The organism is Corynebacterium sp. c25Ua_89 (assembly GCF_047459735.1).
GTDB lineage: Bacteria > Actinomycetota > Actinomycetes > Mycobacteriales > Mycobacteriaceae > Corynebacterium > Corynebacterium simulans.
Genome location: NZ_JASBOD010000003.1, coordinates 258,268 through 281,954, shown reverse-complemented (window position 1 = coordinate 281,954; position 23,687 = coordinate 258,268). Strand labels below are relative to the sequence as shown.

Sequence of the window (23,687 nt, the reverse complement as noted above, 5' to 3'; positions counted from 1 at the left end):
AAAACCTTGCGCTTTGCTCCAAATAGTACCTGCATACGATACTCCCGCATGCAGGCGACATCAAACTTTAGTCGGATGAATTAATCATCCACCCAGATCTCGTCCTCTTCTACTTCGTCCGGGTCAGGCAGTTCCAAAAGCTCGCGATAGAGCGCGTAGAACTCCTCGGACCAACCGGCGCGGTCGGTGCGGGCAAGACCCGCCATCTGGATGTCGGTTCCTCCATCCGCGGCCGGGCTAATGCGCACCCACACGCGGCGGCGCTTGATAACTAGCGAACCGACCAAGGAGACGAGCATCAAAAGGGCCGAGACCAAGACCCACTTTTGGAATGGGTCATAAGAAATCTGGTAATTCGCGTACTGGGAGGCACCGTTGAAGGTGACCTTCGTGCCATCGTCCAGCGTCACGGATTCGTTCTGCGAGAGATTCACGCGGTCAATCTTCTGCAGCTGGCCCGAGTGCACCAAGGAGGAATCCAGATCGAAGATGGACTGGGCGGTACCGGTATCGAGGCCGGCATCGCCGCGATAGATGTCAATGGCCAGCGCCGGATCGGTAAGCCCTGGGTACGCGGAGGTCAGCAGCTGACCGTTCTCCCCGGACCACTGTGCGGTCGGCGCGAAAAGGCCCTGGATGGCGAGCTGATTCTGGCGACGCTCAAAGAGATCCGAGTACATGCCAGCCGGCGGGTCAAAACGCATGACGCCGGAAGACAGGAAGCGAACCATGTCATCGGGGCGGAACTGGATGGTCTGGGTACGCTTCTCACCGTTTGGCCACTCCACCGTCACGGTCGGCGCGTAGCCGTGCCCCTGCAGGTAGACGCGATTATGGGAAAGGCGCAGCGGGTGGTTGACGCTGAGCTCATAATCCTTCCAGCTAGAAGGATCGGAGTAGATGTCATCGCCTTCCGCATAAGAAACGTTCGAAGTGAACATCTCCGCCTGGCCGTTATCCAGATAATCCGCGGTGAAGTCGTGAGCTACGAAGCAGAACGGGTGCAGGCCTGTGCCGTCGAAAAGCGAGCCAGCGCGGAAGGAGTCATAGTTCGAGGTCGAGGTATTGCAGAACTCGGTGGACTGATCCAGTTTGGTCTCCCCATCCTGGGAACCGGACTCGGTGACCACGATGACTTGGCCCTCGTAGTTAGACAGGCGGCCGGCGGCAACGGTGACCAAGATGGCCACCAAGGCAATATGGAAAATCAGGTTGCACAGCTCGCGGGCATAGCCGCGCTCAGCGGAGAAAGACTGCAGCCCCTGGCGGTCTTCTTCCGGGCCTGATTCAGCAACGCGCCACTTTTTCAGTAGCTTGGTTACTCGAGCTTTGATTTCCTCCGGCGAATGCTCAGAATGACCTTCGGCGTGAAGCGGCATCTTTTCCAGGTACTTCGGAGCACGGGTAGGCGGGGTTTTCCAGGCTTTGTAGTGCTCCCAAGAACGCGGGATGATGCAGCCCACGAGGGAGACCATCAGCAGCATGAAGATGGCCTGGAACCAGATGGAAGAAAAGACGTCGAAAAGCTGCAGTTTGTCGTAGATTTCCGCAACCTTGCCGTGGGAGCTGATGAAGTCCTTGACGTTAGCCTCGTTGAGATCGCGCTGTGGAAGCAGCGAGCCCGGGATCGCAGCCAGGGCGAGCAGGAACAGCAATGCCAGTGCGGTGCGCATGCTGGTCAGCCAATGCCATGCCTTGCGCAGATAGCGAACGATAAGTTTCATATGCCTTCTTATCCTCTTAAATTAGGGTCGCGCCGTATTCAAACGTCCACTGGCGGATGAAGCTGATGAAGTTGCCCCACAAGCCGGTAGCCAGTGCGAGGCCCACCAGAATCATGGCGATACCACCGATGATCTGGATGGTGCGAGAGTGTTGCCGCATCCAAGAGATAGTGCGCATGGCACGGGCTGAGCCCAGCGCAACGAGCAGGAAAGGCAGCCCCAGTCCCAAGCAATAGCCGATGATAAGGAACGTTCCGCGGACCGCGGTCATGCCTTCAGTGCCAACGGAGACAGAGATAATCGCCCCGAGCGTAGGCCCCAGACACGGCGTCCAACCAAGAGCAAAGACGCCGCCGAGCAGCGGCGCACCCAACCACGTGGTCCAGCGCCGCGGCGCCATGCGGGTGTCCTTTTGCAGCACCGGCACCACGCCCATGAACACAACGCCCATGAGGATGGTGATGATGCCGCCTATCCGCATGAGCGCATCAGCGTTGAGCGTCAGCGCGGAAATAGCGCCGAAAACAGAGACCGTCGCCAGCACGAATACCACGGTAAAGCCCAGCACAAACAGCGCCGCGGCAAGTACTACAGCCCATTGCTTGCGCTTGCCGACGCCGACGCCAAACTCCGCGTCATAACTAACCTCACCGCCAACCACACTGGCCAGGTAAGAGATATAGCCGGGAACGAGCGGGACCACGCACGGGCTGGCAAAGCTGACCAAGCCAGCGGCCATAGCGAGGAGAAAACCTAGGGCGAAAGGACCGCTAGTGATGACCGATTCGACGTTGAGCGCCGTATCCGTAAAGTCCATGAAACCTCGCGCAATTCTAAATAAGTTGTCTAGCAGTGGAAACTACTCTTTTTCCAGCGAATCTACGACTTCGAGAACATCCTTATCGGTGATCTCGCGCAGGAATACGGCGGCTGGTCGATGCTGCTTATCGAGCACGATGGTGGTTGGCACGACAGAGGTCGGTACGCCGCCAAGAGCCGCAGCCGTCTTGAAAGGCGGATCGTAGATGGACGGATACTCCAGCCCGTTATCTTCCAAAAAGTCACGGGAAATTTCCGGGTTGAAGTCGCGGACATTAATTCCCAGAACTGTACCGGTACCGCGTTTGGTCAGCTCGGCGTGGATGTTTTGTAAGTCATCCGATTCGGAGCGACAAGGAGCGCACCATTGTCCCCAAGAGTTCAGTACGACGATCTGGTCAGAGAAATCATCCAAGGAAATGGTCTGGCCGTCGTGGCGCAGATTCTCTCCTGTAAAGGACTTCAACGGTTTGCGCTCTTCGGGCGCATATTTGATTACTTTTTCTCCGCCTGGAGCAAAGAATTCAAAGGTGCCGCCACTCGCCACTGCATTTTGTGCTTTATCTGCGTCTTGACCGCACGCAGTGGTAGCCGAAGCGACAACCATCAACGAGGCAACTACAGGCAAAAGTTTGTGTTTCACGGACTCTGCCTTAAATATCCTGTGCCGGGGAGGAGTAGAAGATGTCGATGAGCTGGTCATCTTGGAAGACGAGCGAGGTCACCGAGGCAAGGTCGCACTCGCGGTCCCATGGTGCGTGGGCAAGGCGCTTGCCCAGTGCGGTGCGCTGGACCATGACGATGGGCAGCTGGTGGGAGACGATGATGGCCTCGTGGCCTTCTGCCTTATCGCGTGCGCGCTCGACTGCATTAACCATGCGGGCAGCGATCTCCTCAAAAGGCTCGCCCCAGGAAGGCTGCATCGGGTTGCGCAGCAGCGGCCAACGTTGTGGGTTCCACAGCTGGGAATTCCAGCCCTTGGTGCGCAGGCCCTCAAAACGGTTACCGGATTCGATGACGGACTTGTCGATCTCAACGTCAAGGCCGGTGACCTTGGAGATCGGCTGCGCAGTTTCCTGCGTGCGCTGCAACGGGGAAGCTGCCAAGTAGGTCACGTCGTGGCCACGGAAAGCCTCCGCAGTGCGCGCCGCCATGGAGTGGCCGCGGGAGGAAAGGTGATAGCCCGGGATGCGTCCGTAGAGGATCTTTTCCGGGTTGTACACCTCACCGTGGCGGACCAGGTGGACGATAGTCGTCGACATAGAAGTTCCTTTCGCTCTTCTTTAAATGAGCTTTAAGCGCGCTGGGCTGCTGCGGCAGCCTTTGCTGCGGGCGCGAGCGCCTTTTCGATTACCTCAAAATCATTGTCGGTCAGCGCATCGGAGACAAACCAGGTTTCAAAAGCTGATGGCGGAACGTAGACGCCGCCTTCCAGAAGAGCGTGGAAGAACGGAGCAAAGCGCCAGGTATCGGCAGCCTTCATATCGTCGAAGTTGCGGCCGCGGCCCTCAGCGAAGCGGATGGAGAACATCGAGGAAGCGCGCTGAATGTTGTGAGCGACGCCTTCCTTATCCAATGCCGCAGAGATAAGACCGGTCAGACGGTCAGCGTTTGCGCCAAGGCGCGGGTACAGCTCTTCGTCGGCAAGCTCCAGGGACTTCAGACCAGAAGCCATCGCAACTGGGTTACCGGACAAAGTACCTGCCTGGTAGACCGGACCAGCCGGTGCCAGGTAAGCCATGACGTCGGCGCGGCCACCAAAAGCGGCGGCAGGCAGACCACCGGAGACAACCTTGCCGAAGGTGACCAAGTCACCAGCGACGCCGTCGACGCCGAACCAGCCCTTGTGGGAGGTACGGAAACCAGTCATGACCTCATCCAGGATGAGCAGCGCGCCGTCGGCATGCGCGATTTCCTTCAACGCCGCATTGAAGCCCTCATCGGGAGCCACGGTGCCCATGTTGCCCGCGGCTGCCTCAGCTATGATGCAGGCGATCTCACCCGGGTGTGCGGCAAAAGCCTCACGCACAGCATCCAGATCGTTATAAGGAACAACGATGGTATCGGCAGCGGTTGCGCCGGTAACGCCTGGGGAATCCGGAAGGGCGAAGGTAGCAACGCCGGAGCCTGCCGACGCCAAGAGCGCGTCGACGTGGCCGTGGTAGCAGCCATCAAACTTCAACACCTTTGCGCGGCCGGTAAAGCCACGGGCCAAGCGCACGGCGGACATGGTTGCCTCAGTGCCGGAGTTGACCAGACGCACCTGCTCGACTGCGGTGCGCTCAACGATGCGCTCTGCCAGCAGGGTTTCTGCCTCAGTCGGCGCGCCAAAGGAAAGGCCATCGACCGCTGCCTTCTGCACAGCCTCCACGATTGCCGGGTGAGCATTACCGTGGATCATCGGGCCATAGGAGCTAACCAGGTCAACGTACTCGTTGCCGTCGACGTCCCACAGGCGGGAAGCCTCGCTGCGTGCGATGACGCGGGCCTGGCCGCCGACCGAACCGAAGGCACGGACTGGAGAGTTCACGCCACCTGGGGTGACCTTGGAGGCGCGCTCGAACCACTGGGTGGACTGGGAAACTGGCTGCTGACTCGTATTAGGCATAGCCAACATTGTAACTGCTTTGTCCCTATACAAGAGTTGGAGTGCCCGAAACGCGCCACCGCGCCCAGAGCACTTCGCGCCCCACCGCAGCTACTCCGCATTTCGTTAATCCTGCACGCGCTTCAAAATGAGGTTAAGCTACTGCCGTCGCCACGATCGCAGCGTCATGGGGGAACAACAAAGCGCGCTGTGCTCAGGCTGCTCATGCAGCTTGCAACCAACACCCGTGGCGGTGGTTTTAAAGGGGGAATTTCATCATGCGCTCACGCATTTTCTTCTGCGCTATCGGCCTTAGCGCTTTATTCTGTGCATCCTGCGCAAGCAGAGAAGTCACCATGGTTCCAGCTCAAGATATGAAACCGCTGGAAACGCAAACATCAGAAAGCACCACGCCTTGGGCCCAGGGCTCCGCGCCACAACCGGCCACACGCTTAGCGCTAGATTCCGCGCAAGAGTCATCCAGCAAACACGAACCAAAGCCGAAAGAAACACCGAAGGCGCCCGCACCTGAGCAAGTTCCGCAAGAAAGCCAACAGGCCTCACCACCAGAAGCACCGCCGCATTCACCCGATACGGTAACTGTCCACGCACCTGCGCCGGCTCCGCCACCACGGCGTCCAGCACCCGCACCAGTTCCAGGCCTGCCAAAGCTGCCGGAATTTCATATGCCACCGCCACCGCCGCCACCAGCGCCGCCGCGGATTCCCACAAAGGTTCCGCTTCCACCGGAGGTACAACAGGGAATCGATCAAATCCCGAAACCGCCACCACTTCCGCGTCCAGAGGAAATCTACATCCCGCTGCCCTAGCCCACGGTTTTCAGGCCTACGGTTCCGCCGATGATCATCGCCAGCCCAGACGGCGTAGGCAGTACCGACGGGATACGAACCACGCCGCTTTGCTCCTTCTGGCCGTCTTGTCACGCTGGCCGGGTACGGCTCCCTCGTCCGGAGGCACGCCCTACAAGACTGCGCGCCTTCGCTCAATAATGGCACACTGGCAGCCATGAAGATTGCATTCCTTGGAACCGGCCGCATGGGCAGCGAGCTTGCCCGCCACCTCATCCCTAACCACGACGTCACCGTGTGGAACCGCACCGCCGAGCGTGCGCAGCCGCTTGTCCGCGAAGGCGCCGCTCTCGCCGCCGCCCCGGAGGATGCGGTAAAAGATGCTGAGGTCATCATCACTTCGCTGTTCGGCCCGGATGACATCCGGGAGCGTGTTATCGACACCAACCTCATTCCGGAGGGTGTGACCTGGATTGATACCACAACCGTCTCCCCGGAGGCCGCCCGCGAGTTCGCCGCGGCGGTGGAGTCCTACGTCCATGCCCCGGTGGTGGGCTCCCTTGGCCCGGCGCGTAATGGTGAGCTCGGCGTCTACGTGGGCACGCCTGACGACGCCCGCCGCGAACAGGCCATGGATCTGGTTGAGCCCTGGGCTGGTGAGAACAAGCTCATCGGTGTGGAATCGGCAGCCACCGCGGCAATTGGCAAGCTGCTTGCCAACTTGGCGCTCGCTGTTACCGCCGAGGGACTGCTGGAGGCTCTTCAGCTCGGCGAATCCGAGGGCCTCGATTCCGAGGTCGTCTTGGAAATGCTGGACATCACGGGCCTGGCATTCATGAAGAGCATGAAGGGCCCGTTCGTCACCGGCGAGCGCAATACCACTCCAGGCGACTTCACTGTCGATGCCCTCTGCAAGGATGCCAAGCTCATGGAGGCTACCTCTTCTAAGCCGCTGCCAGCAGTGCATGCCGCCATCGAACGCTTTGAGGAACAGCAGTCCATGGGACACGGCGACCAGGACTTCTCTTCTATCTTTGTATTCCGCAACAAGGGCTAGCACGAGCTAGCGGTTGCCGACGATTTCGCGCAGCACCCGCGCCAGCTGCGCGTTATCGCCTGTGTCCTGGCTATGAAAACGTGCAGCGATGAACCGCTCACGCAGTTCACTATCAACGGCTAGGCGCTCCACGTCCAAGGCAAACCCAGCATTATCCACAAGGAACGCGAAAAAGACGGTCTGCGTGCGGGTGTTTCCCTCGCGGAAGCTGTGCACAACGTTGAGTTCACCCCACACTTCCGCCAGCTTCGGGACGAACTCCTCAAGAGTCATATCGCACAACAGGTTATCGCGGGCAAGACCAGCAAAAATCTTGTTCGCGGCCTTGGTCAGCTCTGGACCCGCTGGGTAATAAGCATGACCGGCCTTCACCATGAACTGGTCAGTAGGAGCCGTACGCTCCTGCCCCGCCCATTCATAAACATCCTGGAAAAGGTGGCGATGGATGGCTTTGAAATGCTGATAATCAAAATTCCCCTCTAGGGGCTCATGCTGTAATTCCGAGATTCGCAGGAATACCAGTTTTTCCTCGAGTAATCGGAGCTCCTCAGCATCAGTTGCCCCCAATAGATTCTTCAGAACCGTTGTTCCTGGAATGAAGTAATCTTTCCAACCCCCGCTCATTTTCCCCTGCTTACTTAAATGCCGTCCGGCGAACTTGGGCTATTGCGTCCTCAGCAGACACCGTGCCAGCGGCTACGCGGCGGGCCAAGTCACGGACTTCCGGGTCACTAACGTCATGGCCGGCCAAACGCATTGCTGCGTCTCCCAAGGCCAACTTGTTATCCCTCGGTTTATCAATTTCGGTGTCTATGAACTCATTAGCGGGCTGTGGATTAACCATTCTTTTTCTCCCCCCCAAAAATAGCTGTTTGACGCTAAATTTTAGCAGCTCAAGGTACCAAAACCAAGGTCTTGAAAGCCTGCAAGCAGCAGAATTGATAGCCTTGCCGCATGCTGAACATCGATGCCACTTACGGACATACCGCAGCCCTCGGCCATCTTGCCCGCGAGTTTGCCCCGGGCCGCATGTACGGCCTCAAGGGAGCTAACGGCTCAGGCAAGTCGACGCTGCTCGCCACTCTCGGTGGCGAGCTCGCGGCTCTCGAGGGCACCGTCCGTGTTGATGGGAAGGAGGTGGGAACGAGGGCGTCGGCAAGCGCGGTGCTCACCGTGGCCGACCCAATCTTCCTACCGGACCTCACCGTGGGCGAGCACATCGATCTCATCGCCCGGACCACTGGCGTTGACTTCGCTGAAATCATCGAATTGTGGGCGCTTGAGGAGCTCCTACCTCACCCCGCCACGCGTTTGTCCGCGGGCCAGCGCCAGCGCGTTTTCCTGGCCATCCAGCTCTACCAGCCCGCGCAAGTGCTGCTTATCGACGAACCCGAGCGCCACCTCGACGCCGAGTGGACGCAATTCCTCAGCAGCGAACTGCGCCACCTGGCGAAAGAAGGTCGCTGCATCATCGTGGCGTCCCACTCGCCTACCGTCACCGATGCGTGCGATGAGTTGGTGGAGCTATGATGCCTGACACCAACTCTCGTACTGGCATGACACGGGCCCTGTCGAAGTTCGGTGACGTCGTTGGAGCGATCACCATGTTTGGATGTCTCCTAGGCGTACTTTTTGGCGTATGGCAATACGCCGCCGACTATTTGCCTTTCGTCGTAATTCGCACCGACGTTGCTCCTCTACAGACAACGGGCGGCATCCTGGGATTGCTGGCGCTGATTGCGCTTCTGGAGGCGCTGTTCCCGCTGCGTGGGATGTCAGGCCCTCGGTGGGTTTACCACCTCCGCCCACAAGGACGCCTGCGGGGCATGGATTCAATTTCAGTTCTGCAGCTGCTCGGGGTCACTGCACTCGCGTTGCTGCTTTGCGTGTCCCTCGGCGCATCTCCTCTATTCGCACTGGCAGCGCCAGCATTACGCATGGCCGTGGGCTGGCGTTCCTTCACCGTTGCGTCACTGCTCGCTGCTGGCCGTTCCCGCCAGGTGAGCAGTTCAGGTGTGAACCTGCTCGACTCTGAGGTCAGCTCCGACGCCCTAGCCAGCCAAAGCATGTGGTTGAAACCGCAGATCGGTTCGTCCGCTTCTTTAGCTGGTCTTTTCGCGCGCCGTCTAGGCAGGCGTTGGTACATCGGCGTCGGCGCACTGGCAGTTGCTGGTTTGAGCCTCGGGTTCGCACCGCACCTGGGTTCGCTGGGCATTCTTGCATTTGCCACCGCTTGGTCCATGGTGGGTGCGGCCGTAAGCCGCGCAGGTTCCTTTGGGCGAATCGTGGAAGGGCCTTGGGCAGAGTGGGGTCTTCCTATGAGCGCTGCGATAGGCACAGCGATTATAGGAACGGTCTTTGTTGCCATCGTGTGGCAGCTTTCACTTGCCGCACTTGCAGTCATCGCGGTAGGCCTGGCGTGGGCCGGCTACACCAGGTCCCGCCCTGCCCGCGTGACGCAAATGAGCATGGTCGATACGGGCGGTTTCGGTGCTTCCTTTTCCCCTGAGGTGGTGGGCTACTTAAGCCGTGGTTGGAAAGGCCTCGCAGTAGTGGCAGTGGCGCTTTTCTTGTAATCCCATTTCCCCACAAACTATTGACAGCACGCAGGCACGCTGCTAACCTTCCTTGCCATGAAGATCCGCTCTTAATTCGAAGCTCACATCAACACCTCTGACTCGAAGGCGGATCGATCCATGCCTATTTCTTTCACTGACCTCACCATGGTGTGGCCTGACGGTAAACCCTGTTTCGCGAATCTCAACGGGACTTTTAGCGCTCAATTCACCGGACTCGTTGGCACCAACGGCTCGGGCAAATCAACGCTGGCCAAGGTGCTGGCCGGAATACTCGAACCAACCTCAGGTACCGTCAGCGCCCCTAGCGTCGGGTACCTCGACCAAGACTTAGGCCTGAAAGTCTCCGATACTGTTGCCGACGTATTCCACGCCCGTGAAGTATTGGAGGCCATCGAGCAAATCGAAGCGGGACACTACACCGACGAGCTCGTCGAGGTCGTCGGCGAGCGTTGGGATCTCAAGGAAAAAATCAGTACTGCACTCGCGGCGTCGGAATTGCCCATTTCCTTGAATCGCACAATCGGTAGCCTATCGGGCGGCGAGGCCGTTACTGTCGCGCTTACTGCGCTCTTTTTCTCCGAACCTGACGTGATCATTTTGGATGAGCCCACAAACAACCTTGATGCGCAGTCCAAGGAACTTCTCCTTAGCTTGATCGCCGACTCGCCAGCCCAGGTTTTGGTCATTTCACACGACCGCGATCTACTCAATCACGCAGATTGCATCGCCGAGCTCTACCACGGCTCATTACGCATGTTTACTGGGAACTACGCCTCCTATGAGGAGGCTATTGACCAAGAACAGGACGCCGCGCTTGCCGACGTCCACCAGGCCAAGGCCGCCTTACGCAAGGAAGTCCGCCAGCGGTCAGCAATGCAAACGCGGCTAGCCCGGGATGAGCGTCGCGGAAAGAAATACGCGGCCTCCAAACGCAAGCCTCCTCTCGCATTGGGCTTGGACAAGAATCGCTCTCAAAACTCAGCTGCCAAGCGCTCGCACGAAGCTGCCCAATCAGTGGCAAGCGCACAGCAGGAGTACGACAAAGCTCAGCTGCGGATACGCGACGATTCTGCCGTCCATATCGAGCTTCCGAGCACTCAACTGCCTAACGCAACCCACGTTCTCCGCAGTGAGCTACTCAGCATCGTAGGCCCAGAGCGCGTCCGACTCGCAGGTCCCAACGGTTCCGGAAAGACAACGTTCCTCAACCGCGTGGCAAACGGCGACGTCGACTACGCACTAGCCTGTGGTTACTTGCGTCAGCGCATAACGCTTCCCGGCAATAAAAGCGTGTGGGAGTTAGTGACCGAGTCCAATCCTCACGCTGCGCCGCAGTATCTGCGCAATCAGCTTGCACAATTACTGTTCCAGAACGACAGCGTACACGCTCCGCTTTCCCAGTTATCAGGCGGCGAGCGCTTTCGGGCCGAATGCGCCCGGGTCTTGTTGTCAGACCCAGCGCCGAAGTTTCTGCTCCTCGACGAACCAACGAACAACCTCGACATTCCCACGGTGGATTGGCTTATCGACGTCCTCTCTGCATACTGCGGGGCAATGCTGGTGGTGAGTCACGACGAACACTTCTGTTCACGCTTGCTTCTCGATCGCACCGTTGAGCTTTAGGTAACTAGTTTCAGCCCGAGTTTGTATCATTGACACCAATACAATCTGTGCTATATTTACTAATACAACGTTGTATTAGTAAGAACAACACAGAAAGTGAGGGTGCATGTTCATCACCCTTAGCCCGGACTCTGACGTCCCACTGTTTAAACAAATCCACAACGAGATAGTTGCGGCCATCGCTCACGGTCAGCTCCGTGACGGCGACAAGCTCGATCCAGTTCGCCGTCTCGCAGCCAACTTCGGTATCAACCCGGCCACGGTCAAGAAGGCCTACGACCAGCTCGTAGCCGACGGCCTCGTGGATACCGCTGGTCGCTCCGGCACCGTGGTCCGCCCAGGCGCCCGCACTGCAGCCCAATCCCAGCAACTCGACGAGGGCCTCACCCGCGTCGCCTGGCTTGCACGCGCGCAGGGCTTCACCGTTTCCGAAATCCGTGACCATCTCGACGCCATCCTGAAGGAACTACCATGATTTTCGCATTATCAATGGCCGCGGTCATCTTAGCCGTGACGTGGGCCCTGGCGGCAGCACCGGCGATAGCCGTCCTGCCCCTTGGCGTTTCAGTACCCCAAGACAAACGCGCTGAGCCTGCAGTAACTGATGCGATTAAGCACTACCGCTGCCTCGTGTGGGCGATTGGTATCGCCGCCACCCTTATTTCAGTGGCCACATGGAAGTGGCCAGCAATCGCAGCGTTCCCTTCCCTTTTCGTCATCTTTGGAGCACTCTTTGCTTACGTTAAATCGCGTCGCCGCATCATCGAGGCTAAAGCCGCGGGCGGCTGGTATGACAATGTCGAAACAGCCATTTCCGCACAGATAACTGCCACGTCGCTGAACAACAGCGCGCTGGCCAACCTCACCGCCCAGGCCCGCTTTCCCTGGATTTGGGTCCTCGGTTCACTGCTCATGACCGCAGCTGCCGCGGGCATCGTTGCCCAAGGCTGGGACACGATTCCCGAGACCATCCCTACGCACTGGGGCGCCTCCATGCAGCCCGACGCCTGGAGCGACAAAGGCATCGGCACTGTATTCGGGTTGACCTTCGTTAACCTCGGAATGATCGCAGTCTTCGCACTCATTTTTTGGTTCGTCTGCACCTCATCGGTCCATGCACGTTCGGACCGCTCTATCAAGGGTCAGCTGCGAAACCGCGCGGTAATGGACGCAACAAACCAGGCAACAGGCTTCTTGCTCTTTGCAATCTGCCTACCCATGGCGCAGATTCAGGTTGCCTCCGCATTGCCTCGCTACGCCGGCTGGCTGCCTGTGGGATTCATCGGCGTTATCGTCATGAGCCTGGTCGGAGTCATCGCCCTCCTCGTGATGATCCTGCGCGCACAAACGCGCATCGATGACGCCCTGCGGGGCGTGAATTTCCCCGACGACGGCAAAGACTCCCCCGATAATGACGAGTTCTACAAGTGGGGCATGTTCTATTACAACCCTGACGACCCAGCCGTCATGGTAGACAAGCGCTTCGGCGCCGGCGTGGACTTCAACTACGCCCGCTGGCAGGCGAAGGTTTTCATGGCCGTCATTCTGCTACTGCTCATAGGCTCCATCGCTTTGCCGATTTTGCTCTAGCAGCTTGTCGGTGGAGGTTTTTCGTAGGCGGCCTGGCCGCCCACATTGGGCCAGAGGTTAGCCCTGCTCCCCCAAGGCCTCGACCAGAGTCTTCGCAAGCTTCTTCGAGGACTGGGGATTCTGGCCGGCGAAGGGCGAGGGGTTTCCTGCTCTCTAGCTACGCGAGCAGCCGCTCAACGGCACCGCGTGCATCTGCCACAACGGCTGGCACGCCCACGCCGCCAGACCAGGCACCGGTGGCCTCGATGCCGGGGACGTCGGCAAGCGCGGCGTGCGCTGCAGCGACTGTGTCCAGGTGGGTCTCGTCGTAGCGTGGGATGCCGCCGAACCAGCGCTGAGTGAAGATCTCGGATACGCCTGCAGCGCGGCCATCGAAGCCGGTGATGTGCTGAAGATCGTCCAAGGCGTAATCCACCAGATCGTCTTCCTCCGCGCGGACGAGGGCGTCGTCGCCGAATCGGCCGAAGGAAGCACGCACCAGCGCGCCGCCGCGTTCAGCCAAGTGCGGCCACTTGCGCGAAGACAGCGTGAAAGCCTTGGCGTGGACATCAGTCTGGTCCGTGCCCACCAAAATGCCGGTGTTATCCGGCAGGCGGTTGCCGTTCGGATCCGTGTCGGACTCAAACTTAAAGCCAACAACCACGGAACCGGCCAACTTTACCTTCTTCAGCGCGGCAGAAGCCGCAGGAGAAAGAGCCGGCAGAAGACGCGCGGTAGTGGGCGCCGGGGTAGCAAAAAGCACGCGGTCATAAAGGCCGGCCTCGTTCGGTGCGCCCTTGACACGGAAGCCTTCGGACTCACGGGTCACGCCGGAGATAAAGGAATCGAGGTGAATATCGGCGCCGGACTTTTCCGCGAGTGCCTCGTAAACCTCAGCGTATCCGCCGCGGAAAGTCTGGAAAGGCGCCCCCTTGCCCGGGGTGCGTGGGCGTGCCTGCTCCATTGCGCGGACGGCGTCGGAAAGCTTGACCGGGCCATCAGCTGCGAGCTTGTCCAAGTTAGCGGCCAGCGCCGGGATCGTGGCGCGCAGGCCCAAGTCATCCGCAGTGCAGGAATAGACGCCACCCAGAAGGGCGGAGACCACGTGGTCCACCACGTCGTCACCAAACTGCTGACGGACCAGCTTGCCCACCGAAACATCGCCGCCGATTTTCCACTCGAAAGGCTCTTCATTGTCGATACGGCGCGCGGTCTCCGCAGAGACCAGCGGAGCGATGGACTCAGACGAGGACGGGATGCCCATCATGCCGCCGGAAGGCAGGGACTGCAGCTTGGAATCGACGTAGAACAGCGGGGATAGACCCGAAGGAGAAACAAAGGAATCCGCCAAGCCCAGCTTGGTGAAAAATTCCACTACTTCTTCGTTGCGGGCTAAGAAAGCCTCGGCTCCCATGTCTGTTGGGCCGTCGTTAAACGGAACCGTGTAAAGCTTGCCGCCGATGCGGCCTTCAGCCTCATACACGTCCACCTTGTGCCCAGAGTCACGGGAGGCAATCTCCCACGCTGCTGTGAGGCCTGCCAGGCCAGCACCAATAATCGCGATTTTCATTAGCCCTCCTCGTGGATGATAGAGACGGCGCGGGTAACCGCCTCCGCCTCTGTGGTTGGCAAAACTCCGTGGCCAAGATTCCAGATATGCGTATCGATGTCGCCGGCTGCTTGGGCTGCCGCGACCTCGTCCTTGATGGTGCGCACTGCGCCGCGGATGGCGTCGTCGCCAGCGAACAAGAGCGCAGGATCCAGGTTGCCCTGCAAAGTGCGCGCGCTCACGCGCTTGGCTGCGGCATCCATGGAGACGCGGTAGTCCACACCCATGACTTCAGAGCCGGCCTCGGACATCGCGCCGAGCAGCTCGCCCGTTCCCACGCCGAAGTGGATGCGCGGGATGCGGCCTTCCGCGGCCTTCAGAATTTCCGTGGAATAAGGAAGCACGAACTCGCGGTAGTCACGCTCGTTGAGGTAGCCCGCCCAGGAATCGAAAAGCTGCATCGCATCGATGCCCGCTTCCATCTGCAGTTGCAGGAAGTTGATGATGGTCGGCGTCAGGCGCTCCATCAGTGCGTGCCAGGTCTGCGGCTCCGCATGCATAAGGGCCTTGGTCTTCTCGTGGTTCTTGGAAGGACCACCCTCCACCAGGTAGCTGGCCAAGGTAAATGGCGCGCCGACGAAACCGATAAGCGCCTGGGTCTCGGTCAGCTCATCCAAGATGATGGCGATGCCATCGCGAACCTGCGGAACATCAGTGTCCAGGATGGGCAGCTTGGCGACGTCCTCTTTGGTGCGCACTGGCTGTTCCATCACTGGCCCGCGGCCAGGCACGATGTCTACGCCGACGCCAGCGGCCTTGAGCGGCACAACGATATCACTGAACAAAATCGCGGCATCAACGTCGTGGCGGCGCACCGGCTGCAGGGTGATCTCAGCGAGCAGCTCCGGCATGAAGCACGAGTCGAGCATGTCGATGCCCTCCCGAACCTTGCGGTATTCCGGCAAGGAACGCCCTGCTTGACGCATGAACCACACGGGCGGACGGGACGGCGTGCGGCCAGCGGCGGCATCGATGAGCGGGGCGTTTTTAAGTCGTGACATGGTCTTCATTATGAATCAAAAGTTGGATTTAAATCTAGTTAGCTCTGCCTTGGGCAGGCCCGCGAGCTAGAAGCGCGGATTACGCTCACGCATAAACTGGTTCGAATCCGGGCGATAGAGCAACAACAGCGCCACGGCCAACACAACCGGGATGGCCACTAGGCCGAGCCCGCCCACGCCCAAGGCCATGGCGGCAATGTTGACAAACAAGCTAAAGGCAATCGCGATGGTGATGATCCGACGCGACCACTTGGAGCCATGCGGCAGTTGCGGCGCGCACAGCGCCATCACGAGCGCACACACGATGTTAGAAATAGCCACGAAGTTGCGGTTGCGGGACAAATAATCAGCAATCTGCTTTGAGGCAGCGACTTCTTCCGCGCCAGAGTCACCGAACATGCCAATCATGCCGGAAACCAGCATGATTATCGCCGCAATTACCAGTACCCAATAGGCAAAGCGCAGCGACTTCGGCGCGCCGCCAGCACCCGCGGTGTCTGCTGCGGACTGCTTGTGTCCAGCCTGCTTGCGGTCAGCGCGGTTGTAGTCCACCGGACCTGGGCGCGATGGGTCGCCCTTAGGCTGGCCGTTTCCCTGGCCTGGGAACATGCTGGTCATCGGCGTGGCTCCTGTTCATCCTCACCGGCGGCCGCATCCTGCTTTTGCTGTTGCTGCTTTTCCAGCAGCTCTTTGCGCTCTTGCTCGCGGCGCTCGCGTTCCTTCTCGCGGCGCTCCTGCGCCAGCTCTTGCTCCAGCTTGCGCATCTGCTCCAGCTCGCCGGTGTAATCCAGCGTCTCTTCCTTAAGCGAGAAGATAAGGCCCATTACTGCTCCGACACCAACCAGGATTTGGATGATGCCATCGCCGGCAATCAGCCAGTCCGGCGCCTCATTGCCCGCGGGCGTGGCGAGGAAGACTAGGAGCGTGCGGAAGGCGAAGAAGAGGGAGAACGCGAACCACAGGCGGCGTCCGGTTGCCGCGGCTTTGCCGCCCTTGTTGAGTGAGTGCAGCATCACTGCGAGAACGACGATGATAACCAGCGAGAGCACGGAGGAAAATGCCACCGAGCCATAGCCGATTACCTCAATCAAGGAATCAGAGACCTTCTGACCAGAGTCCTGCGCGGCTTCCTCTGCCGTCTGACGTGCCTGGGCAAAAAGCACCGAGCGATTCAGCAACGTCATCACCAGGTTCAAAATCTGGTGAATGACCTCCAAAGCCAGCGTGCCCGCCCACAGCTTCAGCATGAGGTTTACCGCCTCCGTGCGCTCCTTCGGGGCCTGCGGCGGCTTGGCATTACCTGTCTGCGGCGCCCCACGGTGCTGCGGCGCATGCTGCGGGTTTTGAGTCTCCGTTCGCTCCTTCGGAGCCTGCTGCGGCTGTGGAGGCTGCTGATTCTGAGGGGGCTGAGGGGAAGCCGGAAGTGTCACAAAATTCCTTATGTACTGTATATTCGCGAAAAATTGGCCAGTGGCCGCGGAAAGAAAGAAGCGGCTACTTCAGCAAACGAGCGGCGTCGGTGGCGAAGTAAGTAAGGATCTGATCCGCACCGGCGCGCTTGAATGCGGTCAAGGACTCCAGCATAACGGCCTCTCCATCAATCCAGCCATTTTGCGCAGCGGCCTTAATCATCGCGTATTCACCAGAAACCTGGTAAACCGCAACCGGCACGCTAGAACGCTCAGCCGCAGCGGCCAGCACATCGAGGTATGGCAGGCCCGGCTTGACCATGACGAAGTCAGCGCCTTCCTCAATGTCCAAGTCGATCTCCAAAAGGGACTCGCGGAAATTGCGCGGATCCTGCTGGTAGGTGCGGCGATCTCCTTCTAGGGAGGAGCCCACGGCGTCACGGAACGGGCCAAAGAAGGAAGACGCGTATTTTGCGGAATAAGCCATGATGGCGACGTCTTCATGGCCGGCTTCGTCAAGCGCCTCACGGATGGCGGCAATCTGGCCGTCCATCATGCCGGAAGGGCTAACCATGTGAACACCCGCGCGAGCCTGCGAGCGAGCCATGTCTTGGTACAGGCTGACGGTCTCATCGTTGAGTACGCGTCCGGATTCATCGAGCATGCCGCAGTGGCCGTGCGAGGTGAACTCATCCAGGCAAGTATCTGCCATAACGATGAGGTCATCGCCAAACTCCTGGCGCAGCTCCGCAATGCCGCGGTTCAAGATACCCTCCGGATCCCAGGCAACGGAGCCGGTGGCATCCTTGTCTTCCTCCCGCGGAACGCCAAAGAGGTCAACACACTTAACGCCCGCATCGAGCGCTTCATGGGCAGCGCGCTTGAGGGAATCGAGCGTGTGCTGATAGACGCCCGGCATGGAAGTAATTTCCTGCGGCTTATCGATGCCGTCCATGATGAACATCGGCAGGATCAGATCCGCAGGCTGCAGGGTAGTTTCCGCGACCAATTCGCGGAAAGCGGCAGACTGGCGCAAGCGGCGGGGACGGCGAACAAGGCTCATGAGTATTTCTCCCTAGAGGTCTTTTTCTTTGCCTCGTCAGTCTACTCATACTTTAGTTGCAGACTAACCTTGCCCCAATACCTCTTCGCGTTCGGCGCAATTAGGCGGACTTAGTCGCCTTCTTACGCGAGCGGCGCTTCTTGCGCGGCGCCGGCAGGTTACCCGCAGCGCGCAGGGCGGCAACGCGTTCAGCCAGGGCGTCGATAAGCGCTGGCACCTCAGCAACCTCCGGGACCACGTCGACGCGCAGGCCCAACTCTTCGGCGGCGGCCTTCGTGGAAGGGCCGATGCAGGCGATGATGGTGCGCGCGTGCGGCTTGCCGGCGATGCCGACTAGGTTGCGCACGGTAGAGCCCGAGGTAAAGGCTACGGCGTCGAAGCCGCCGGACTTGATCATGTCGCGGATCTCCGCCGAAGGCGGGGCGGCGCGCACGGTGCGATAAGCCACGACGTCATCAACCTCCCAGCCCAGCTCCTCCAGGCCGGTGACCAGTGCGTCACCCGCAATGTCCGCCCGCGGCAAAAGCACGCGGCCTACAGCATCGATGTCTTCAACGTAGTTCGGGAAGACCTCGACCAAGCCCTCAGCGTTTTGCTTGCGCTTATTCGGCAGCAGCTCCGGGACCATGCCCTTGGCGCGGATGGCATCGGCGGTCTTAGTGCCAACGGCGGCCAGGTGAACGCCGGCGAAGTCGCGGGCGTCCAGGCCTAGCTCCGCAATCTTGCTCCACACTGCAGAAACCGCATTCACGGAGGTAAACACGATCCACTTGTAGCGGCCTTCCACGATGCCCTTGATAGCGCGATCCATCTGCGCCGGGTTGCGAGGCGGCTCCACCGAGATAGTCGGCACAGACTGCGGGATAGCGCCATAGCCGGCCAAGCGCGCAGACATGGCAGCTGCCTGCTCCTTGGTGCGTGGCACCAGCACGCGCCAGCCATACAGCGGACGATTCTCCCACCAAGAGTATTTGGAACGATCGTCAAAGCTGCGCCCCAAGGTCACCACGAGGTCGCCGGGCAACTCGGCGTCGAGCTTGCCCAAAGTTCCCAAGGTGGTCTCATGCGTGCGCTGCAGACGGGTGGTGCCGTGAACGGTCACGTAAGCCTCAATGTCCGCAGACATGCCGCGCTCGATGAGCTCCCGGGAAATCACCGGAAGGTCGGCGGCAGTTGCCTGCAGTACCAGCGGCTGGGTAGCGCTTGCCAGCGCATCCCAGTCAGCGCCTTCAGTAATATCCGCTTCGGTATAAGTAGCACCCAAAGCCAGACCGGCGAAGGAAGGAACAGTAGAAGGCAGGGACATGCCGGGCACTACCTGGAACTCCAGGCCTTCGGCGGCCACGGCCGAGATTTCTTCCTTGATGGACTCGCGGTTGAGCGGATTACCGCTGACTAGGCGGATGACGTCAAGACCATCGGCTTCTACCAAGCCTTCGCGCAGTTGCGCCACGATGTCTTCAGATTGCGGTGCATAAAATACCGCTGCCGTTGGCGGAGCAGGACGCGGCGGCTTGCGGCGCGCGCCAGCCTCCTTGGCCTCCGCGCAGATGCGCGCGTACTCTTCTTCCGCGGCGTCGAGAAGCTCCTGCGGTACGGGAACTGCGCGCGCGACGACGTCGCGGATTCCGGAGGAAACCTCTTCATCGACGATTGCGATTGCGTTCGCCTCGAGAACCTCGCGGGCGCGGACGGTCAACAGGTCAGGATTGCCTGGGCCGGCGCCTACAAAAACGACTTTTCCCAGTTCAGACTGAGTGTCCGGCACAGCGTTGCTCATAAGGTTCTTTTCTACGTTTGGGCCTCAGGCACCACGCACGGACATGATCGTGCGCGGCGAAAACCCTGCGACCAGCGGGCGGTGTTCTTCACAGCGTATTAACGGCCAAAATCCCAGGCCAGAAGTCCTGGGATCAAATTAAGGGGGGCCGAATCATTGGGGGCCAATGATTGTGTGCTAGATACACCTTAAATTATCAAGGCCTAAACAAAAAATTAGTTCCCCAGCAGCTCGGCTGCGCCGCGGGAGAAAAGCTCCTCAGATACAGCGCTGCCCAGTGCCGCAGCATCGCTCAGGGAACCGGAAGCGGTGGCCAGAAGCTGGCGAGAGCCGTCAAGCGCAAATACGCCGCCGCGAACGGTGAGCTTATCGCCGTCCACCTCGGAGGTAGCTGCTACCGGAGCGGTGCAGCCGGCCTCTAAGCGGGAGAGCACGGTGCGCTCGCCCAGTGCGGCCGCAGTTGCTTCCTCATCAATGAGGGTTTCGATGGCACGGGCAGCCGCAGAATCCTTGACAGCCTCGATGGCCAGCGCGCCCTGCGCCGGCGCCGGCATGAAGTCTGCAGGCGAGAAAACCTCGGTGGCACGGTCCTGATAATCGGCGCGCACCAACCCGGCATAGGCCAGCACCACGGCATCAAGCTCGCCGGAGGTTACCTTGCCCATGCGGGTATCGATGTTGCCGCGCAACGGCTGGATGTCTAGGTCCGGGCGCACCGCCTTGAGCTGGCTGATGCGTCGCGGCGCCGAGGTACCCACGCGCGCGCCCTCCGGCAGCTGCGCCAAGGTAAGTCCATCGCGCGCCACGAGCGCCTCGCGCACGTCTTGCCGCTCCGGGACGACGAGGAGGAAGCGCTCGTCCGCTGCTGTGGGCAGATCCTTGAAGGAGTGCACCGCGATATCGCATTCGCCGGCATACAGCGCCTCGCGCAGCGCCTGGGTAAATACGCCCACACCGATGCGCTCGACCGGCGCCATGTTGACGTCACCGTGAGTGGTGACGATGTGGAGCTCAGATTCAAAGCCCTTGGCCGCCAGCCAATCGCGCACGTGGCCGGACTGCGTCGTAGCGAGCTTGGAACCGCGGGTACCGATCTTGAACATATTTTTTAAAAGTTTCCTCTAATTAGTGCTTTGTTCTTGGCTCTTTTTGACTTCGCTCAAGGCTGGCAGATCCTCGACGTCTACGGAGACGCCGCTGCCTTCTAGCTGCAGACCGAACAGCTCCTGCAGCGCCCTTTCGTGGCTGACAGATCCGGAGTTAGCAGCCAACTGCTTAGCTCGCACCGTCGGCTCGTGTAGCAGCTTGTCCACCACGCGTTTGAGGGCACGGGAGACGTCATCCATCTGCTTTTCATCCAGTTCCGGGTGCTTTTGGTTCAGGCGGGCGACTTCGCATTCGACGAGGTCGGCAGCGCGGCGTCGCAAAGCAGAAACTGCGGGAACGACGTCGCGCACGCGCTGTGCGGAAGCATAGGATTCAAGCTCCTCGTTGACGATGCGGCGAGCCTGCGCGTGTGGGCTCGTGCCTGCAGCGATGTCGGTGTCAGCGGCGTTGAGCGAGCGGCTCAGGCGCTCGATGTTAACCAGATCAACGTTATCGATGTCCGCCGCGGCATCATCGATGTCACGCGGCAGGGAAAGGTCGACGAGCATCAAGGCCTTGCCTTGTGCGCTGTGCTTGGCGACGTCGCTTTCAGTAATGGTGAAGTTCTGCGCACCGGTGGCAGAAATCGCCATGTCTACCTGCCCTAAAGCCTGGGCACGCTCGCCAAAGTCAACGACCTCAGCGCGCACGCCCGCCTCATGCGCATGAGAGGCAAGGCGCTCGGCGCGCTCGCGGGTGCGGTTAGCGATGACCAGCTGGGCGCCCAATCGTCCCGCGTGGGTGGCGGCCAAAGAAGCCATGGCGCCCGCGCCCAGGATAAGCACGCGCTGGCCCTGCAGGTTCTCCTGTCCCATACGCTGCAGCGCCTGGTCAAAGGCAAAGGAAACCATCGAGGAACCGGCCTCGTCGATGTTGGTCTCAGTGTGCACGCGCTTGCCGGTGTGCAGTGCGGACTGCGCCAAAGCATGCAGTCGTGCGCCGACCGTGCCCTGGTCCGAGGCCGATTGATAAGCCGCGCGCACCTGGCCGATGATTTGCTGCTCGCCCATGACCATGGAATCAAGACCGGAGGTCACCGTCATCAGGTGCTCGGCCGCGGCATCGGCGTAACGCACATACAGGTAGCGGCGCAGGTCCTCCTCCGGAACCCCGGAAACCTCAGCCAGCACGTGCACCACGTCCTGGACACCGGTGTGGAAGGAATTGGTGACCGTGTAGACCTCCATTCGGTTACACGTGGAGATGATCATGGCCTCGGAAAGAGATTGTGCAGAAACCAGCTCCCCGCAAGCGGTGTTTTGCACCGCGTCATCCATGCTTAGTTTCTCCAGCAGCGCTACTGGTGCCGACTGGTGGGACATGCCCACGACGAGCACACTCATGCACAATCCTCCACTTTCAGATCAACCCTTTGATTGACATAAATCAACCAAAAGCCTAATAGTTTATCCGGCTTTTGCCGAACTAAGGCTGTGCTAATTAGGGGCTAATTAGGGCTAATTAAGGCTAGCCGCAAGCTCGGCTGCGAGCTCTTCGTTGTCTACTTCCCAGCAGGAGAACTCTTCTCCGTCAATGACTACAACGGGCACACGGTCGCCGTATTCCATTGCTAATTCTTGGTCTTCATCAACGTTGCGGATATAAAAAGCCGCTCCGGCGGCTTCTACTACTGGGGCAATTTGCTCCCGTACCCTAGCGCAAGAACCGCAGGTAGTACGAACCATCAACTCTACGACACGGCGCGACATATGCCTATTTGCTCCTGACTTTGGCGCTTTATAAAAAGACGCCATTGGTCGAAAGGTTTACTATGGACACGATAGTCCGCCTCCCCGTCGAAAGCTGCATGCATACCCGTGTCCTCTGCGTCCCCCACCCCACCTGGAATGCCTGATTCTCCCCGCGACTTCCTAGCAAATTGGACCGCCAGCCGGGGAAATCTACGCAACTTTCTTGAGAACCAAGCATTAGCGCCGCTTGACGACGACGCACAAAAGACCGCTGGTGAGGCTGCCGCACGCGCTGCGGTGGATAGCATTTTCGGCCTCGACCTCGAGTCCTATCACTCGGGCGTGGATTCCGTGCAGGGTTCTTTTGAGTCCGCCGGCGCGAAGAAGATCACCCAGCCGGATCCGGATGTCCCACAAGACGCCGGGGCTGCGGCTTTCTTCGACGTGGACAACACGCTGATTCAGGGCTCCTCACTGGTTGCTTTTGCCTTTGGGCTCTACCGCAAGCGCTACTTCAAGCTCCGGGAAATCCTGCCCATTGCGTGGAAGCAGTTGAAGTACCGCGTCTCGGGCAGCGAAAATGCCGACGATGTCGCCGCTGGCCGCGTGCAGGCCTTGGACTTTGTCAAAGGCCGCTCGGTTGAAGACATGGTGGCACTGTGCGAGGAAATCGTCGATGCTTCCCTGGCCCGCCGTGCATATCCGGGAACCAATCAGCTGGCGCAGCTGCACGTGGCCGCGGGCCAGCAGGTCTGGCTAGTAACCGCGACCCCGGTACAGCTGGCCCAGGTGCTGGCAAAGCGTTTTGGCTTCACTGGTGCGCTCGGCACCGTGCCTGAGGTAAAAGACGGCAAGTTCACCGGCCGCCTGCTGGGTGATATCCTGCACGGCCCTGGCAAGACCCATGCCGTCGCGGCACTGGCCACCATTGAAGGCCTCGACCTAGAGCGCTGCACCGCCTACTCGGACTCCGTCAACGACGTACCAATGTTGTCGATGGTTGGCACCGCCGTAGCGATTAACCCCGACTCCAAGCTACGCGACGTCGCCGAAGACAACGGCTGGCTCATCCGCGACTACCGGTCTGTGCGCAAAGCCGTGCGCGCCTACGGCCTTCCTGCCCTGGCCACCGCAGCCTTCTCTTATGGCGGCTGGCGCTGGATAAGAAAGTAGCGCCTTTGCGACAAAAAGGCCCCGGCTCCCTTTCGGGAAACCGAGGCC

At 59.8% G+C, this 23,687-nt stretch carries 23 protein-coding genes and 1 riboswitch; of the genes, 7 read left to right on the top strand and 16 right to left on the bottom strand.

Annotated elements, in window-relative coordinates:
* Positions 1 to 80 precede the first annotated feature (80 nt).
* Genes QKB66_RS06710 through hemL form a run of 5 tightly spaced genes read right to left on the bottom strand, consistent with a single transcriptional unit; the run spans position 81 to position 5,160 of the window.
* Complete coding sequence (locus QKB66_RS06710; RefSeq protein ID WP_414252961.1) at positions 81 to 1,724, bottom strand: cytochrome c biogenesis protein ResB; 1,644 nt, start codon at positions 1,722 to 1,724, stop codon at positions 81 to 83.
* A gap of 16 nt (positions 1,725 to 1,740) precedes the next feature.
* A complete protein-coding gene (locus QKB66_RS06705; RefSeq protein WP_248093649.1) occupies positions 1,741 to 2,541 on the bottom strand; it encodes a cytochrome c biogenesis CcdA family protein in 801 nt (266 codons plus the stop codon).
* 42 nt (positions 2,542 to 2,583) lie between these two features.
* Positions 2,584 to 3,150 (bottom strand): TlpA disulfide reductase family protein, encoded by a 567-nt coding sequence (locus QKB66_RS06700; RefSeq protein WP_248093778.1) that lies wholly within the window; start codon positions 3,148 to 3,150, stop codon positions 2,584 to 2,586.
* Positions 3,151 to 3,196: 46 nt separating this feature from the next.
* Complete coding sequence (locus QKB66_RS06695; protein ID WP_062035984.1) at positions 3,197 to 3,805, bottom strand: histidine phosphatase family protein; 609 nt, start codon at positions 3,803 to 3,805, stop codon at positions 3,197 to 3,199.
* Positions 3,806 to 3,837: 32 nt separating this feature from the next.
* Positions 3,838 to 5,160: a glutamate-1-semialdehyde 2,1-aminomutase gene (hemL, locus tag QKB66_RS06690; protein WP_248093646.1), complete on the bottom strand. Its 1,323-nt coding sequence runs from the start codon at positions 5,158 to 5,160 to the stop codon at positions 3,838 to 3,840.
* An 897-nt stretch (positions 5,161 to 6,057) separates the two neighbouring features.
* A riboswitch (guanidine-III (ykkC-III) riboswitch) is annotated at positions 6,058 to 6,131 on the bottom strand.
* Between the two features lie 25 nt (positions 6,132 to 6,156).
* Between hemL and QKB66_RS06685 the strand changes: the two genes are divergently transcribed.
* Positions 6,157 to 6,996 carry an NAD(P)-dependent oxidoreductase gene (locus tag QKB66_RS06685; RefSeq protein ID WP_248093645.1) on the top strand — a complete coding sequence of 280 codons (840 nt, stop codon included), beginning with the start codon at positions 6,157 to 6,159 and terminating at the stop codon, positions 6,994 to 6,996.
* Between the two features lie 6 nt (positions 6,997 to 7,002).
* On the opposite strand, the gene QKB66_RS06680 is transcribed toward QKB66_RS06685, so the two are convergent.
* Together QKB66_RS06680 and QKB66_RS06675 are read right to left on the bottom strand one after the other, a co-directional pair.
* Positions 7,003 to 7,620 carry a Fic/DOC family protein gene (locus tag QKB66_RS06680; protein ID WP_049063784.1) on the bottom strand — a complete coding sequence of 206 codons (618 nt, stop codon included), beginning with the start codon at positions 7,618 to 7,620 and terminating at the stop codon, positions 7,003 to 7,005.
* 10 nt (positions 7,621 to 7,630) lie between these two features.
* Positions 7,631 to 7,840, bottom strand: a complete 210-nt coding sequence (locus QKB66_RS06675; RefSeq protein WP_414252960.1) for an antitoxin VbhA family protein — start codon at positions 7,838 to 7,840, stop codon at positions 7,631 to 7,633.
* A 110-nt stretch (positions 7,841 to 7,950) separates the two neighbouring features.
* Between QKB66_RS06675 and QKB66_RS06670 the strand changes: the two genes are divergently transcribed.
* The 5 genes from QKB66_RS06670 (at position 7,951) to QKB66_RS06650 (ending at position 12,788) form a co-directional block, all read left to right on the top strand.
* Positions 7,951 to 8,526 carry an ABC transporter ATP-binding protein gene (locus QKB66_RS06670; protein ID WP_414252959.1) on the top strand — a complete coding sequence of 192 codons (576 nt, stop codon included), beginning with the start codon at positions 7,951 to 7,953 and terminating at the stop codon, positions 8,524 to 8,526.
* Positions 8,526 to 9,572, top strand: a complete 1,047-nt coding sequence (locus QKB66_RS06665) for an ABC transporter permease (protein ID WP_256999694.1) — start codon at positions 8,526 to 8,528, stop codon at positions 9,570 to 9,572. The genes QKB66_RS06670 and QKB66_RS06665 overlap by 1 nt, the downstream gene beginning before the upstream one ends.
* Before the next feature lie 120 nt (positions 9,573 to 9,692).
* Positions 9,693 to 11,198 carry an ABC-F family ATP-binding cassette domain-containing protein gene (locus QKB66_RS06660; protein WP_414252958.1) on the top strand — a complete coding sequence of 502 codons (1,506 nt, stop codon included), beginning with the start codon at positions 9,693 to 9,695 and terminating at the stop codon, positions 11,196 to 11,198.
* A gap of 106 nt (positions 11,199 to 11,304) precedes the next feature.
* Entirely contained in the window at positions 11,305 to 11,673 is a 369-nt protein-coding gene (locus QKB66_RS06655) for a GntR family transcriptional regulator (RefSeq protein WP_062035995.1), read from the top strand.
* Positions 11,670 to 12,788, top strand: coding sequence for a DUF1648 domain-containing protein (locus tag QKB66_RS06650; RefSeq protein WP_414252957.1), 1,119 nt, complete (start codon positions 11,670 to 11,672; stop codon positions 12,786 to 12,788). Before QKB66_RS06655 ends, QKB66_RS06650 begins: the two co-directional genes overlap by 4 nt.
* 157 nt (positions 12,789 to 12,945) lie before the next feature.
* Here the strand turns inward: QKB66_RS06650 and QKB66_RS06645 are convergent, their stop codons facing one another.
* The 9 genes from QKB66_RS06645 to QKB66_RS06605 all read right to left on the bottom strand — a co-directional run bounded on the left by QKB66_RS06645 (position 12,946) and on the right by QKB66_RS06605 (position 22,484).
* Complete coding sequence (locus QKB66_RS06645; protein ID WP_414252956.1) at positions 12,946 to 14,337, bottom strand: protoporphyrinogen oxidase; 1,392 nt, start codon at positions 14,335 to 14,337, stop codon at positions 12,946 to 12,948.
* Positions 14,337 to 15,377: a uroporphyrinogen decarboxylase gene (hemE, locus tag QKB66_RS06640; RefSeq protein ID WP_248093634.1), complete on the bottom strand. Its 1,041-nt coding sequence runs from the start codon at positions 15,375 to 15,377 to the stop codon at positions 14,337 to 14,339. The genes QKB66_RS06645 and hemE overlap by 1 nt, the downstream gene beginning before the upstream one ends.
* A gap of 66 nt (positions 15,378 to 15,443) precedes the next feature.
* The gene (locus QKB66_RS06635) at positions 15,444 to 15,995 is read right to left on the bottom strand and encodes a tellurium resistance protein TerC (protein WP_239239233.1); all 552 of its coding nucleotides are present in this window, start codon (positions 15,993 to 15,995) and stop codon (positions 15,444 to 15,446) included.
* Complete coding sequence (locus QKB66_RS06630; RefSeq protein WP_248093631.1) at positions 15,992 to 16,807, bottom strand: hypothetical protein; 816 nt, start codon at positions 16,805 to 16,807, stop codon at positions 15,992 to 15,994. The genes QKB66_RS06635 and QKB66_RS06630 overlap by 4 nt, the downstream gene beginning before the upstream one ends.
* 64 nt (positions 16,808 to 16,871) lie before the next feature.
* Entirely contained in the window at positions 16,872 to 17,849 is a 978-nt protein-coding gene (gene hemB, locus QKB66_RS06625) for a porphobilinogen synthase (RefSeq protein WP_414252955.1), read from the bottom strand.
* Between the two features lie 100 nt (positions 17,850 to 17,949).
* Positions 17,950 to 19,629: a uroporphyrinogen-III synthase gene (locus QKB66_RS06620; protein WP_414252954.1), complete on the bottom strand. Its 1,680-nt coding sequence runs from the start codon at positions 19,627 to 19,629 to the stop codon at positions 17,950 to 17,952.
* A 215-nt stretch (positions 19,630 to 19,844) separates the two neighbouring features.
* On the bottom strand, positions 19,845 to 20,732 hold the full coding sequence (hemC, locus tag QKB66_RS06615) for a hydroxymethylbilane synthase (RefSeq protein WP_248093625.1): 888 nt from the start codon (positions 20,730 to 20,732) through the stop codon (positions 19,845 to 19,847).
* Positions 20,733 to 20,750: 18 nt separating this feature from the next.
* Positions 20,751 to 22,118, bottom strand: coding sequence for a glutamyl-tRNA reductase (locus QKB66_RS06610; RefSeq protein ID WP_248093621.1), 1,368 nt, complete (start codon positions 22,116 to 22,118; stop codon positions 20,751 to 20,753).
* Between the two features lie 114 nt (positions 22,119 to 22,232).
* Positions 22,233 to 22,484: a glutaredoxin family protein gene (locus QKB66_RS06605; RefSeq protein ID WP_414252953.1), complete on the bottom strand. Its 252-nt coding sequence runs from the start codon at positions 22,482 to 22,484 to the stop codon at positions 22,233 to 22,235.
* 138 nt (positions 22,485 to 22,622) lie between these two features.
* Here QKB66_RS06605 and QKB66_RS06600 point away from each other — a divergent pair, with 138 nt between their 5' ends.
* Positions 22,623 to 23,639 (top strand): HAD-IB family hydrolase, encoded by a 1,017-nt coding sequence (locus QKB66_RS06600; protein WP_061920387.1) that lies wholly within the window; start codon positions 22,623 to 22,625, stop codon positions 23,637 to 23,639.
* Positions 23,640 to 23,687 lie beyond the last annotated feature (48 nt).

Excerpts from the sequence above, each read along its gene's own strand:
- QKB66_RS06710 (WP_414252961.1), bottom strand. The coding sequence starts at position 1,724 with ATGAAACTTATCGTTCGCTATCTGCGCAAGGCATGGCATTGGCTGACC.
- QKB66_RS06705 (WP_248093649.1), bottom strand. The coding sequence starts at position 2,541 with ATGGACTTTACGGATACGGCGCTCAACGTCGAATCGGTCATCACTAGC.
- QKB66_RS06700 (WP_248093778.1), bottom strand. The coding sequence starts at position 3,150 with ATGGTTGTCGCTTCGGCTACCACTGCGTGCGGTCAAGACGCAGATAAA.
- QKB66_RS06695 (WP_062035984.1), bottom strand. The coding sequence starts at position 3,805 with ATGTCGACGACTATCGTCCACCTGGTCCGCCACGGTGAGGTGTACAAC.
- hemL (WP_248093646.1), bottom strand. The coding sequence starts at position 5,160 with ATGTTGGCTATGCCTAATACGAGTCAGCAGCCAGTTTCCCAGTCCACC.
- QKB66_RS06685 (WP_248093645.1), top strand. The coding sequence starts at position 6,157 with ATGAAGATTGCATTCCTTGGAACCGGCCGCATGGGCAGCGAGCTTGCC.
- QKB66_RS06680 (WP_049063784.1), bottom strand. The coding sequence starts at position 7,620 with ATGAGCGGGGGTTGGAAAGATTACTTCATTCCAGGAACAACGGTTCTG.
- QKB66_RS06675 (WP_414252960.1), bottom strand. The coding sequence starts at position 7,840 with ATGGTTAATCCACAGCCCGCTAATGAGTTCATAGACACCGAAATTGAT.
- QKB66_RS06670 (WP_414252959.1), top strand. The coding sequence starts at position 7,951 with ATGCTGAACATCGATGCCACTTACGGACATACCGCAGCCCTCGGCCAT.
- QKB66_RS06665 (WP_256999694.1), top strand. The coding sequence starts at position 8,526 with ATGCCTGACACCAACTCTCGTACTGGCATGACACGGGCCCTGTCGAAG.
- QKB66_RS06660 (WP_414252958.1), top strand. The coding sequence starts at position 9,693 with ATGCCTATTTCTTTCACTGACCTCACCATGGTGTGGCCTGACGGTAAA.
- QKB66_RS06655 (WP_062035995.1), top strand. The coding sequence starts at position 11,305 with ATGTTCATCACCCTTAGCCCGGACTCTGACGTCCCACTGTTTAAACAA.
- QKB66_RS06650 (WP_414252957.1), top strand. The coding sequence starts at position 11,670 with ATGATTTTCGCATTATCAATGGCCGCGGTCATCTTAGCCGTGACGTGG.
- QKB66_RS06645 (WP_414252956.1), bottom strand. The coding sequence starts at position 14,337 with ATGAAAATCGCGATTATTGGTGCTGGCCTGGCAGGCCTCACAGCAGCG.
- hemE (WP_248093634.1), bottom strand. The coding sequence starts at position 15,377 with ATGTCACGACTTAAAAACGCCCCGCTCATCGATGCCGCCGCTGGCCGC.
- QKB66_RS06635 (WP_239239233.1), bottom strand. The coding sequence starts at position 15,995 with ATGACCAGCATGTTCCCAGGCCAGGGAAACGGCCAGCCTAAGGGCGAC.
- hemB (WP_414252955.1), bottom strand. The coding sequence starts at position 17,849 with ATGAGCCTTGTTCGCCGTCCCCGCCGCTTGCGCCAGTCTGCCGCTTTC.
- QKB66_RS06620 (WP_414252954.1), bottom strand. The coding sequence starts at position 19,629 with ATGAGCAACGCTGTGCCGGACACTCAGTCTGAACTGGGAAAAGTCGTT.
- hemC (WP_248093625.1), bottom strand. The coding sequence starts at position 20,732 with ATGTTCAAGATCGGTACCCGCGGTTCCAAGCTCGCTACGACGCAGTCC.
- QKB66_RS06610 (WP_248093621.1), bottom strand. The coding sequence starts at position 22,118 with ATGAGTGTGCTCGTCGTGGGCATGTCCCACCAGTCGGCACCAGTAGCG.
- QKB66_RS06605 (WP_414252953.1), bottom strand. The coding sequence starts at position 22,484 with ATGTCGCGCCGTGTCGTAGAGTTGATGGTTCGTACTACCTGCGGTTCT.
- QKB66_RS06600 (WP_061920387.1), top strand. The coding sequence starts at position 22,623 with ATGCCTGATTCTCCCCGCGACTTCCTAGCAAATTGGACCGCCAGCCGG.